The 12,033-nt window shown below is 70.3% G+C and carries 11 protein-coding genes; 4 read left to right on the top strand and 7 right to left on the bottom strand.

Translation table 11 applies throughout. The features are described 5' to 3' along the window. Window positions 1-22: 22 nt before the first annotated feature. Genes NQ165_RS00055 through NQ165_RS00045 form a run of 3 tightly spaced genes read right to left on the bottom strand, consistent with a single transcriptional unit; the run spans window position 23 to window position 5,759 of the window. Window positions 23-514, bottom strand: coding sequence for a peptide deformylase (locus NQ165_RS00055; RefSeq protein ID WP_257530022.1), 492 nt, complete (start codon window positions 512-514; stop codon window positions 23-25). Continuing rightward, window positions 514-2,304, bottom strand: a complete 1,791-nt coding sequence (locus NQ165_RS00050; RefSeq protein WP_257530019.1) for a MinD/ParA family protein — start codon at window positions 2,302-2,304, stop codon at window positions 514-516. Before NQ165_RS00050 ends, NQ165_RS00055 begins: the two co-directional genes overlap by 1 nt. A gap of 47 nt (window positions 2,305-2,351) precedes the next feature. Continuing rightward, entirely contained in the window at window positions 2,352-5,759 is a 3,408-nt protein-coding gene (locus NQ165_RS00045) for a pyruvate carboxylase (RefSeq protein ID WP_257530017.1), read from the bottom strand. A gap of 93 nt (window positions 5,760-5,852) precedes the next feature. On the opposite strand from NQ165_RS00045, the gene NQ165_RS00040 reads away from it, so the two are divergent. Beyond that, complete coding sequence (locus NQ165_RS00040; protein WP_257530015.1) at window positions 5,853-6,662, top strand: ParA family protein; 810 nt, start codon at window positions 5,853-5,855, stop codon at window positions 6,660-6,662. A 278-nt stretch (window positions 6,663-6,940) separates the two neighbouring features. Here the strand turns inward: NQ165_RS00040 and NQ165_RS00035 are convergent, their stop codons facing one another. The 3 genes from NQ165_RS00035 to NQ165_RS00025 form a co-directional block, all read right to left on the bottom strand. Then, window positions 6,941-7,486 carry a MerR family transcriptional regulator gene (locus tag NQ165_RS00035; RefSeq protein ID WP_257530013.1) on the bottom strand — a complete coding sequence of 182 codons (546 nt, stop codon included), beginning with the start codon at window positions 7,484-7,486 and terminating at the stop codon, window positions 6,941-6,943. A 94-nt stretch (window positions 7,487-7,580) separates the two neighbouring features. Continuing rightward, complete coding sequence (locus NQ165_RS00030; RefSeq protein WP_257530011.1) at window positions 7,581-8,264, bottom strand: MerR family transcriptional regulator; 684 nt, start codon at window positions 8,262-8,264, stop codon at window positions 7,581-7,583. Next, complete coding sequence (locus NQ165_RS00025) at window positions 8,264-8,725, bottom strand: FHA domain-containing protein (protein WP_257530501.1); 462 nt, start codon at window positions 8,723-8,725, stop codon at window positions 8,264-8,266. The genes NQ165_RS00030 and NQ165_RS00025 overlap by 1 nt, the downstream gene beginning before the upstream one ends. A 194-nt stretch (window positions 8,726-8,919) precedes the next feature. Between NQ165_RS00025 and NQ165_RS00020 the strand changes: the two genes are divergently transcribed. Then, window positions 8,920-9,309, top strand: coding sequence for a hypothetical protein (locus NQ165_RS00020; RefSeq protein WP_257530009.1), 390 nt, complete (start codon window positions 8,920-8,922; stop codon window positions 9,307-9,309). A gap of 16 nt (window positions 9,310-9,325) precedes the next feature. Here NQ165_RS00020 and NQ165_RS00015 read toward each other — a convergent pair whose 3' ends face one another. Beyond that, a complete protein-coding gene (locus NQ165_RS00015) occupies window positions 9,326-9,721 on the bottom strand; it encodes a hypothetical protein (protein WP_257530499.1) in 396 nt (131 codons plus the stop codon). Window positions 9,722-9,824: 103 nt separating this feature from the next. Between NQ165_RS00015 and NQ165_RS00010 the strand changes: the two genes are divergently transcribed. Beyond that, a complete protein-coding gene (locus tag NQ165_RS00010; RefSeq protein ID WP_257530007.1) occupies window positions 9,825-10,508 on the top strand; it encodes a copper resistance CopC family protein in 684 nt (227 codons plus the stop codon). Between the two features lie 10 nt (window positions 10,509-10,518). Further along, on the top strand, window positions 10,519-11,919 hold the full coding sequence (gene lpdA, locus NQ165_RS00005) for a dihydrolipoyl dehydrogenase (RefSeq protein ID WP_257530005.1): 1,401 nt from the start codon (window positions 10,519-10,521) through the stop codon (window positions 11,917-11,919). The last annotated feature ends 114 nt before the right edge of the window (window positions 11,920-12,033 follow it).

The following is a 12,033-nucleotide window of genomic DNA, read 5'->3' as shown; positions in this document are numbered from 1 at the left end:
GCGTTCGGGGTCGCGCGGCGGGTCAGAACCAGGCCGACTCGCGGACCTCGCGCATCGCGATGCGGCGATCCTCGGGGGTCAGCCGCTCGAGGTAGACCTTGCCGTCGAGGTGATCGGTCTCGTGCTGCAGCGCCTGCGCGAGCAGCCCGTCACCCTCGAGCACGACCTCGTCCCCGTCGAGGTCGATGCCGACGACCTTCGCATGCGGGTAGCGGATCGCGTCGTGCCAGAGGCCGGGCACCGAGAGGCATCCCTCCCCCATCGGCACCGGTTCGCCCGACACCTCCACGAGCCGCGGGTTCAGGACGTACCCGATGTCGCCGTCGATGTTGTAGCTGAAGGCCCGCAGGCCCACGCCGATCTGATTCGCGGCGACGCCGGCACGGCCGGGCAGTTCCACGGTGTCCAGCAGATCCTTCACGAGAGCCCGCACGCCGTCGTCGATGTCGCCGATGGGCGCGCAGGAGCTGCGCAGCACGGGGTCGCCGAACAGGCGGATGTCGCGGACGGCCATCAGGCGGCGGAGGTGAGGCCGCGCAGACCCTCGACGACGATGGCGGCGAGCTCGCGCGATGCCTGTCGTGTCTCGGGCTGCAGCTCGCGGAACGAGATCTTGCTGCCTGCGGCGATCTGCGGGTCGTAGGGCACGCGCACGACAGCGCGCACGCGCGTGCGGAAGTGCGACTCCAGCTCCTCCGGGCGCACGAGGGGGGCGCCTGGACGACTGGCGTTGAGCACCACGACGGCATTGCGCGCGAGGTCGGCGCGGCCGTTGGACTCCAGCCACGTCAGCGTCTCGGATGCCAGTCGCGCCTCGTCGACGCTCAGGCCGGTCACCACGATGATCGCGTCGGCGAGATCGAGGGTCGACTCCATGACCGAGTGCACGATGCCGGTGCCGGTGTCGGTGAGGACGACCGAGTAGTAGTGCGCTGCGAACTCGGCGACCGCCTGGTAGTCACGGTCGCTGAACGCCTCGGACACGTGGGGGTCGGTGTCGGAGGCGAGCACGTCCAGGCGCGTCTCGTCACGGGCGACGATGGTCGACAGGTCGTGGTAGCCGGAGATCTCGCCGCGGCGGCGCACCAGGTCGCGCACCGTCTTGCCGCTGAGGTTGCCGACGCGCTCGGCCAGGGTGCCGCGGTCGGGGTTGGCGTCGACGGCGATGATGCGGTCGTCGCGCGCGTCTGCCAGCGCCATGCCGAGCAGGGTCGTGATGGTGGTCTTGCCCACACCGCCCTTGCGCGACATCACGGGGACGAACTTCGCACTGCCCTGGAGACCGGCGGCGATCCGGCGGTCCAGTTCCTTGCGGCGACGCGCGCGGCGGCCGTCACCGAGATTGATGCGACGACCGGAGATGGAGTAGACGAAGTGCTGCCAGGCGCCCTCCGGCTCGGGCTTGACCACGTGATGCGGATCGAGCAGACGGTCGGCGGTGAGGAGATCGGCGGACTCGCGGCCCTGCTCGAACTCGCCCAGTCGGCGCGGGGCGAGCTCCTCGGTCCGGGAGCGGCGACGCTCGGCCAGCCGCGGGTGCAGGTCGTCGTCCGTGGCGGCGGAGTCGCCGGCGGGGCCGAGGGCGGACTGCGCCTTCGGCTGCGCGACGGATGCCGGGGTGGATGCCGACGGCGCCTGGGTCGCGGTGCGGAGCGAACCGGTGGCCGTGCGCAGGCTGCCGGTGGTCGTCGGCACGGATCCTGTCGCGGGCTGCGCCGCGAGGGCAGAGGCGGCGGACGCCGCTTCGAGCCCACCCGTGGCCGCCGCCGTCGCCGTCGTCTCGTCAGCCGGCGATGCGGCATCCCCCGTCTCGTCGGCGGCGGCCTCGTCGGCGGCGACTGCCTCGACGTCGGCCGCCTCGGTCTCGTCGGCAGTGTCGTCCGTCACGGCAGCGGCGTCGGCGTCATCCGCGTCGGCGTCGTCGCCGTCTTCGTCGGATGCCTCGCCGTCGCGGGAAGCGGTGTCGTCGACCTCTTCGGCGAACTCCTCGCCGTCGGCCAACCCGCTCACGACGGGGTGCGCGTCGGTCTCATCGTCGACGGTCACGTCTTCCGCCGCGACGACCTCGACGCCTTCGGTGCCGAAGTGCACGGGCACGAATCCCTCACCGGGGAAGCTGCTGTCGTCGACGGCCTCGTCGTTCGCGTCGTCGTCATCGTCGGCCAGCTGCGGCAGCACGACATCGACCTGCGCTGTCGGGGCACCGAGGATGCCGATGCCGGCCATATCCAGGTTCGCACCGTCGGCGAGAACGCCGTTCTCGGCCTCGTCGTCGTGCATGGGTTCGTTGCGCTCGGGCGTCACTGCTCACTCCAAGTAGGGTTCGGGCGGCCAGCGCCCATCCCCTCAGGCTACTCGGAGGGGCGGACCACGACCAAAAGGTCTCCGGCCTCCACCTGGGCGGTGCCCGTGATGGCCAGGCGCTCGATCACGCCGTCGACGGGCGAGGTGATCGCGGCCTCCATCTTCATCGCCTCGATGGAGGCGACCGGCTGGCCGGCCGTGACGGTGTCACCCGCCGCCACCTTGACGGTGACGACGCCCGAGAAGGGGGCTGCCACCTGTCCGGGCTTGGAGGTGTCGGCCTTCTCCGCCTGCCTGGCCGCGACGTCGATGGCACGGTCGCGGACGAATACCGGCCGCAGCTGTCCGTTGAGGGTGGTCATGACCGTGCGCATGCCCTTGTCGTCGGCCTCGCCGATCGCCTCGAGGCCGACGTACAGCTGCACGCCGCGCTCGATCTCCACGACGTGCTCGGTGCCCGAAGCCAGCCCGTACAGGTAGTCGACGGTGTCGAGCGCGCTGAGGTCGCCGTACGTGTCGCGCACCTCCTGGAACGCGCGGGTGGGCGCGGGGAACAGCAGCCGGTTGAGCGTCTGACGGCGCGTGGCGGCGTCGGCGTCGAGTGCCGCGGCATCCGCGTCGGCGAGATCCACCGCGCCGACCTTGATCTCGCGGCCCTGCAGGACTTTGGTGCGGAACGGCTCCGGCCAGCCACCGGGCAGGTCGCCGAGCTCGCCCGCCATGAAGCCCACGACCGAATCGGGCACGTCGTACTTCTGCGGGTTCGCCTCGAAGTCGGCCGGATCGGCCTTGACCGCCGCCAGGTGCAGGGCCAGGTCACCCACGACCTTCGACGACGGGGTCACCTTCGGCACCCGACCGAGGATCGCATCGGCGGCCGCATACATGTCCTCGATGAGCTCGAAGTCGTCGGCAAGCCCCAGGGCGATGGCCTGCTGGCGCAGGTTCGACAGCTGCCCACCCGGGATCTCGTGCCGGTAGACGCGGCCGGTGGGTCCCGGAAGGCCCGACTCGAACGGGCGGTAGAGGGCGCGGACCGCCTCCCAGTAGGGCTCGAGGTCGCTGACGGCGGAGAGATCGAGGCCCGTGTCGCGCTCGGTGTTCGCCAGGGCGGCAACGAGGGCCGACAGCGACGGCTGGCTGGTGGTGCCCGACATGGGCGCCGCCGCGGCGTCCACGGCATCCGCCCCGGCCGCGCTGGCGGCCAGCAGGGTCGCGAGCTGACCGCCCGCGGTGTCGTGGGTGTGCACGTGCACCGGCTGGTCGAACCGCTCGCGCAGCGCCGAGACCAGACGGGCGGCGGCGGCGGGACGCAGCAGCCCGGCCATGTCCTTGATGGCGAGGACGTGCGCGCCGGCATCCACCATCTGCTCGGCCAGCCGCAGGTAGTAGTCGAGGGTGTAGAGGTTCTCGGCGGGGTCGAGCAGGTCGCCCGTGTAGCAGAGGGCCACCTCGGCGACGGCGCTGTCGGTGGCGAGCACCGCGTCGATGGCCGGTCGCATCTGGCTCACATCGTTGAGCGCGTCGAAGATGCGGAAAATGTCCACGCCGGATGCCGCGGCCTCGCGGACGAAGGCGTCGGTGACGGCCGTGGGGTACGGGGTGTAGCCGACGGTGTTGCGCCCGCGCAGCAGCATCTGGATCGCGATGTTGGGCAGGGCCGCCCGGAGGGCGTCGAGCCGCTCCCAGGGGTCTTCGCCGAGGAAGCGCAGCGCCACGTCGTAGGTGGCGCCGCCCCAGGCCTCCACCGACAGCAGCTGCGGGGTGAGGCGGGCGACGTACGGCGCGACGGTGACGAGGTCCTTCGTGCGCACCCGCGTCGCGAGCAGCGACTGATGGGCGTCGCGGAACGTCGTCTCGGTGACGGCGAGGGAGGTCTGATCACGCAGCGACTTCGCGAAACCGGCGGGGCCGAGCTCCAGCAGACGCTGGCGCGAGCCCGCGGGAGCGGGCGTGGCGAGGTCGAGCGCCGGCAGCTTGGATGCCGGGTCGACGGTGACCGGGTTCGCACCGTTGGGCCGGTTGACGGTGACATCGGCGAGCCAGCCGAGGATCTTCGAGCCGCGATCCTTGGACTCACGGCCCTTCGCCAGGTGCGGACGCTCGTCGATGAACGCCGTCGATAGATCGCCCGCGATGAACGCCGGGTCCTCGAGCACGGTCTGCAGGAACGGGATGTTGGTGGAGACGCCGCGGATGCGGAACTCCGCCAGCGCACGACGGGAGCGCAGGACGGCGGCCCCGAAGTCACGGCCACGGCAGGTGAGCTTGGCGAGCATCGAATCGAAGTGCGGGCTGATCTGCGAACCCGCGGCCGTGGTGCCGCCGTCGAGACGGATGCCGGCGCCACCGGGCGAGCGGTAGGTGGTGATCTTGCCGGTGTCCGGCCGGAAGCCCTGCGAGGGGTCTTCCGTGGTGATGCGGCACTGCAGGGCCGCGCCGCGCAGGTGGATGTCCTGCTGGCGCAGGCCCATGTCCTCGAGGGTCTCCCCCGCCGCGATGCGCATCTGCGCCTGCACGAGGTCGACGTCGGTGACCTCCTCGGTCACCGTGTGCTCCACCTGGATGCGCGGATTCATCTCGATGAAGACGACCTCGCCGGCGCGCGGACCGGCCGTCTCCAGCAGGAACTCCACGGTTCCGGCGTTCTGGTATCCGATCGACTCCGCGAACGCGATGGCGTAGCGGTGCAGCGCGTCGCGCACGTCGTCGTCGAGGTTCGGCGCGGGGGCGATCTCGATCACCTTCTGATGGCGACGCTGCACCGAGCAGTCCCGCTCGAACAGGTGCACCGTGTGTCCGGCCTTGTCGGCGAGGATCTGCACCTCGACGTGGCGCGGGCGCTGCACGGCCTGTTCGAGGAACACCCGGGCGTCACCGAAGGCGCTCTCGGCCTCGCGCATCGCCTCGGACAGCGCGGGCGCCAGTTCTTCGGGCCGCTCCACCCGGCGCATGCCGCGGCCGCCGCCCCCGGCAACCGCCTTGACGAAGATCGGGAAGCCGATATCCGCGGCCTGGGCGACGAGCTCATCGACGTCGGCGGAGGCTTCGGTGGAGCGGAGCACCGGAACGCCCGCGGCGACGGCGTGGTGCTTGGCGGTGACCTTGTTGCCCGCCATCTCGAGGACCTCGGCGGGAGGCCCGATGAAGGTGATGCCCGCCTCGGCGGCGCGAGCGGCGAGATCGGGGTTCTCCGAGAGGAAGCCGTAGCCGGGGTAGATGGCATCCGCGCCGCACTCGGTGGCCACACGGATGATCTCGTCCACGTCGAGGTACGCGCGCACCGGGTGGCCCTCCTCGCCGATCCGGTAGGCCTCGTCTGCCTTCAGCCGGTGGAGCGAGTAGCGGTCCTCGTAAGGGAACACCGCGACCGTGCGGGCGCCGAGTTCGAACGCGGCTCGGAACGCTCTGATGGCGATTTCGCCGCGGTTCGCGACCAGGATCTTTCGGAACATGCTCACCTCGCGTGGGATGACCGGGCGTGCGTCACCGAACGCCGGGAGTGCCTGAGTGTGCACTCAGCCTAGGGGACGGTAACGTAGACCTCTGTGCACGTACTCTCCGTCAGTTCGCTCAAGGGCGGGGTCGGCAAGACGACGGTCACGCTAGGGCTCGCATCCGCTGCGTTCGCTCGCGGTGTCCGCACCCTCGTCGTCGACCTCGACCCGCAGTCCGACGTCTCGACGGGGATGGACATCCAGATCGCCGGCCGTCTCAACGTCGCCGATGTGCTGGCCAACCCGAAGGAGAAGGTCGTCCGTCAGGCGATCACCTCCAGCGGATGGGCGAAGGCGCACCCCGGCACGATCGACGTGATGATCGGCAGCCCTTCCGCCATCAACTTCGACGGCCCGCACCCGAGCGTGCGCGACGTGTGGAAGCTCGAAGAGGCGCTCGCGACGATCGAGGCCGACTACGACCTCGTGCTGATCGACTGCGCGCCGTCGCTCAACGCCCTGACCCGCACCGCATGGGCGGCATCCGACCGTGTGGTCGTCGTGACCGAGCCCGGCCTGTTCTCCGTCGCCGCGGCCGACCGTGCGCTTCGGGCGATCGAGGAGATCCGACGGGGACTGTCACCGCGGCTGCAGCCGCTGGGCATCGTCGTGAACCGCGTGCGCCCGCAGTCGATCGAGCACCAGTTCCGCATCAAGGAGCTGCGCGACATGTTCGGCCCGCTCGTGCTGTCGCCTCAGCTGCCGGAGCGCACGTCGCTGCAGCAGGCCCAGGGCGCCGCGAAGCCGCTGCACATCTGGCCCGGTGACTCCGCGCAGGAGCTCGCAGCAGATTTCGACGCGCTGCTGGACCGGATCATCCGCACCGGCCGCATTCCCGACCCCGCCGAAGCCCGCGCCTGATCGGAATACCCGCGTGCGGGTATTCCGCATGTCGAGTGGTTGTTCGGCATGCCGCGTCGATATTCGGCGTCCTGCGTGGCGACCGGATCGCGCAAGGGAATTTCGCCATGTCTGATCACGAATTTCTGCGGCCATTGTGACGACCCCCTCGACGTCACGAAGCACGTTTTTGCTGCCGTGTTCTCCGCATGGCGGCGGCGCGTGAAAGAGACGCCGGGCAACGATGGTGGCGCGCCGTCGCGCATCGTCGCTCCCCGGAGGGACGACCCGGTCGTGGGTCAGGCGGTGCGCTTGGCGCGGTGTGCGGCGAGCTCGTCCACCGAGTCGGGAGACTGCGCGTCGAAGTCGACCAGCGTCGACTCGACCTCGCGCAGAACCTTGCCCACGGCGATGCCGAACACGCCCTGCCCGCGGCTGACGAGATCGATGACCTCGTCGTTCGACGTGCACAGGTACACCGAAGCACCATCGCTCATGAGCGTGGTCCCGGCGAGATCGCGGATGCCGGCGGCGCGCAGCTGATCCACGGCGGTGCGGATCTGCTGGAGCGAGATTCCGGTGTCGAGCAGGCGCTTGACGAGCTTCAGCACGAGGATGTCGCGGAAGCCGTAGAGGCGCTGCGAACCCGATCCCGAGGCCCCACGCACGGTCGGCACCACGAGTTCGGTGCGTGCCCAGTAGTCGAGCTGACGGTACGTGATGCCGGCGGCGCGTGCCGCCTGCGCTCCTCGATAGCCTGCTTCGTCGTCCATCTGCGGGAGCCCGTCTGTGAACAGGAGGTCGGCGACGAACTGCTGCCCCTCGGCGGCTTTGTCCGCGGTCATGCGCTCCTCCTCACTGTTCGGGTCGGTGCTTCCACGCTAGATCAGCAAGGGGGCACCGGCAATGACATTCGTCTGTCGGCGGCGGCGTGTCGCGCTACGGGGTGATGCGCTCGAGCGCGGTCAGCACGAATGCCGTGCGCAGCTCGTCCAGCCGGCGCACGAGCTCGGGCGCCAACTCCCCCGCGCGGGCACGGGCATTGGTGTCCGAGCGACGCAGCAGTGGCGCCAGCGCGGTCTCGACCAGCGCGACGTCCCGCTCGGCGTTCTGGCGCAGCGACCGCACGTGACGCGGCTGGATGCCGTGATCGGCCAGGCCGGCGAGGGCCCGCAGCAGCGTCAGCGCACGCTCGTCGTAGGTGTCCGCTCCCGGGAGCAGGCCGGCCGTGATCGCGTCGCCCAGCAGGGCGGGCGCCGCGCCCGCTGCAGCGATGAGTTCATCGCGGCGGTACCGGCGGGGGGTCGCGGTGATCGACTGCGGCACCAGCGCGCCGATGTCCTGTCCGGCATCGCGCTGATCGAGCACCTCGCGGATGCGCTGCAGCGGCATGTAGTGGTCCCGCTGCAGCGACAGCGCCAAACGCAGCCGCTCCAGGTCGGCGGGCGAGAACTTGCGGTAACCGGACTCGGTGCGCGTGGGGGTGACGATCCCCTGCACCTCGAGGAAGCGCAGCTTGCTGCTGGTCAGCGACGGGAATTCGGGCGCCAGTCTCGCGAGGACCTGGCCGATGCTGAGATAACCCGCCGGCGTGGAGCGCCCGCGGGGTGAGGCCTGCGCCATCAAGCGCTCGCCGCGCGGTCGACCGGGGAGATGAAGAAGTTGAGACGGAACTTGCCGATGCGCACCTCGGCGCCGTCGGTGAGCAGCGCGCGGTCGACACGCTCCCCGTTGACGTAGGTGCCGTTGAGCGAGCGCTGGTCGACGATCTCGAACGCGAGGCCCGTGCGCGTGATCTCCGCGTGACGGCGCGACACGGTCACGTCGTCGAAGAAGATGTCCGCCTCGGGGTGACGGCCGATCGTCGCCACGTCGTTGTCGAGCAGGTAGCGAGCGCCGGCAGTGGGTCCCGAACGCACCATCAGCAGCGCGGAACGCGACGGCAGGGCCGCAATGGCCTCGAGCTCCGCCGCCGTCAGTTCGCTGCCGAAAGGCACGAACGACAGGTCCGACTCATGGCCGAAGGTCTGCGTGGTGTCCGATCCACCCGCGGGCGTGTGAGCGTCCGCCGCGTCGCGGTGAATGCTTCCGTGCTCTGAACGGCTGTTGTGTTCCACGCTTCCTCCTTTGGGCCAGCCTAGTGGATGCCGGCGGGCCGCGTCAGCGCGGAAAGCCCCCGAATGCGAGCCGATGGGCGTGTTTCGGCGTGTGTCGCGGCCGGATGCGATGCCGCGCACCCCGACGTAGCGTGGCCGCACCCGTTCGAGAGGACCATGCCGTGTCGACGCCAGACAGCCACCGCCCGCCCGCCCCGGTGCGTGAGCAGCCGGCGTGCATGTGCGCCTTCGGCCACGCGTGCTCGACCGTCGCCCCCGGCCACGCGCTGCATCTCATCCAGGCGCGTCTTGCCTCGGCGACGCCGTTGGAGTGGACCGACGCGATCGTGACACGGGTGGATGCCGAGGAGGGCACGGTGCAACTGCGCGCCGTGGCTGACGGCGCGCAGCTGCGTGTGTGGAGCGCCGCCTCCGGCCTGCGCCGTGTCGAGCCGGGCACCCCGGTCGCGGTCCACCGCCGCTACCACGTGCTGGCCGTCGGCCCTCGGCGCTTCAACGTCGCTCCGCTGCCCGCGGCATCCGACGCCCGCGCCTCGGTCGGGCGCAGCTGACGGACTGCGGGCGGGCTCAGACGGCCATCGACTCCTTCAGCGCCTGGCAGGCGTCGATGCAGGCGCGGCACGCCTGGGCGCACATGCGGCAGACCTCGCTCATCTCGGCGTGCGGCAGGCACATGTCCTCGCACGTCTGACACATCGCGATGCAGGCGTCGAGCATCGCCATCATGGATGCCGGGGTGAGCCCCTGCATCCGCAGCAGGGCGCGCATCATCGTGTTGCACATGTCGGCGCAGTTCGCGCACGCGGGCGCGCAGTCCATCATCTGCGTCGAACAGACAGCGCACGCCTGCTCGCACGCGGCACACGCGTCGAGGCACGCCTGCAGCAGCCCCATGTCCATCGTGTCCATACCGGGCACGGTCATCATGTCCTCGGACATGGCATCCATCATCCTGACGTCCATCACGTACCTCTTCTCGTCGGTGTCGGCGGGCGGGAGGCCGGCCTGGCGTCATGCTAGGAGCCCGGTCCCCGCCGCGACAGGCCCGGATAGGGTCGGCGGGGTGATGTCTTCGCGCACCCGCACCCCGTTCCGAAACCGACTGGCCGCCGTCACCTCTGCCGCGGCACTTGCAGCCATGGGCCTGCTCGCGGTGGCCGCACCGGCGGCCGCACACGACGAGCTGGTGACCAGCGACCCTGCCGGCGGCAGCACCGTGGCAGCCCTTCCCGACGAGGTCACGCTGACCTTCTCCGACTTCCCGCTCGACGAGCCGGGCGCCACCCTCGTCACCGTGACGGATGCCGCCGGTGGGGACCTCACCGCCGGCGACCCCGTCGTCGACGGCACCGAGGTCCTCCAGGCGCTGCAGGGCGAGGCCACCGGTGCGGTCACCGTCGTGTGGAAGGTGGTCTCCAGCGACGGGCACCCGATCGACGGCGAGTTCGCGTTCGAGGTGACCGGGGACGACTCCTCCCCCGTCGCCACACCGGAGACCACCGCACCGGCATCCCCCACGACCGACCCGACGGCCGAAGCGAGCACCGCACCCACCGACGACGCGACGGCGACCGCCGTGCCCGCCGGGGATGACGGCGCCGCGCCGGTGCTGCCCTGGGTGATCGGCGGCATCCTGCTCGTCGCCGTCATCGCGGCCGTGGCCTACCTGCTCGGCTCGCGCGCGCGGCGGACCCGTCAGCACCAGCCCGATGCCACCACCCCCGGGGTCCGCCCCGCCGACGAGGACTAGGCTGGTAGGCATGCCTCACTACGACGTCGTCATCCTCGGCGCGGGCCCCGGCGGGTATGTCGCAGCGGTCCGCAGCGCACAGCTCGGCCTGTCCGTCGCGATCATCGAAGAGAAGTACTGGGGCGGTGTGTGCCTGAACGTGGGCTGCATCCCCTCCAAGGCTCTCCTGCGCAACGCCGATCTCGCCCACACCTTCCTGCACAAGGCCGAACTCTTCGGCATCTCCGGTGACGTGAGCTTCGACTTCGGCACCGCGTGGGATCGCAGCCGCAAGGTCGCGGATACCCACGTCAAGGGCATCCACTACCTCATGAAGAAGAACAAGGTCACCGAGTACGAGGGCCGCGGCACGTTCGCCGACGCGCACACGATCGACGTGGCCAAGGCCGACGGCTCCACCGAGCGCGTCACCTTCGACAACGCGATCATCTCCACCGGCTCGAAGGTGCGCCTGCTGCCGGGCGTGCAGCTGAGCAAGAACGTCGTGACCTACGAGGAGCAGATCCTCACCCGCGACCTGCCGGAGTCGATCGTCATCGTCGGCGCGGGCGCGATCGGCATGGAGTTCGCCTTCGTGCTGAGCAACTACGGCGTGAAGGTCACCATCATCGAGTTCCTCGACCGGGCTCTCCCCAACGAGGACGTCGAGGTCTCGAAGGAGATCCAGAAGCAGTACAAGAAGTACGGCATCGACATCCTCACCTCCACCAAGGTGGAGTCGGTCACCGACGACGGCTCGAAGGTCACCGTCGCGTACAGCGCGAACGCCGACGGCGCGAAGGGATCGATCGAGGCCGACAAGGTCATGATGTCGATCGGCTTCGCTGCCAACGTCGAGGGCTACGGCCTGGAGAACACCGGGGTCAAGCTCACCGACCGCGGCGCCATCGAGATCGACGACTACATGCGCACGAACGTCGAGGGCATCTACGCCATCGGCGACGTGACCGCGAAGCTGCAGCTGGCCCACGTGGCCGAGGCGCAGGGCGTCGTGGCCGCCGAGACCATCGCGAAGGCCGAGACCCAGACGCTGGGCGACTACCGCATGATGCCGCGGGCGACGTTCTGCTCGCCGCAGGTGGCGTCGTTCGGTCTCACCGAGCAGCAGGCACGGGATGCCGGCTACGACGTGAAGGTCGCGAAGTTCCCCTTCAGCGCCAACGGCAAGGCCAACGGCCTGGGCGAGCCCATCGGCTTCGTCAAGCTCATCGCCGACGCCGAGCACCTGGAGCTGCTGGGCGGGCACCTCATCGGCCCCGACGTGTCGGAGCTGCTGCCCGAGCTGACCCTCGCCCAGAAGTGGGACCTCACCGCGCTCGAGGCCGCCCGCAACGTGCACACGCACCCGACGCTGTCGGAGGCGCTGCAGGAGGCCTTCCACGGTCTCGCGGGCCACATGATCAACATCTGACGCCAGCCGTCACCGCACCACCTGACGCCGCCCCGCCCGAAGCCGGGGGCGGCGTCAGGCGTTTGCGCCGTGGGGTCGTTGAGCGAGGGAGCGCGTTTCGTCTCGCTCCGCTCG

The sequence above is a fragment of the Microbacterium sp. zg.Y1084 genome (assembly GCF_024623595.1).
Taxonomy (GTDB): domain Bacteria; phylum Actinomycetota; class Actinomycetes; order Actinomycetales; family Microbacteriaceae; genus Microbacterium; species Microbacterium wangruii.
This window is presented reverse-complemented; position numbering and strand designations above follow the sequence as displayed.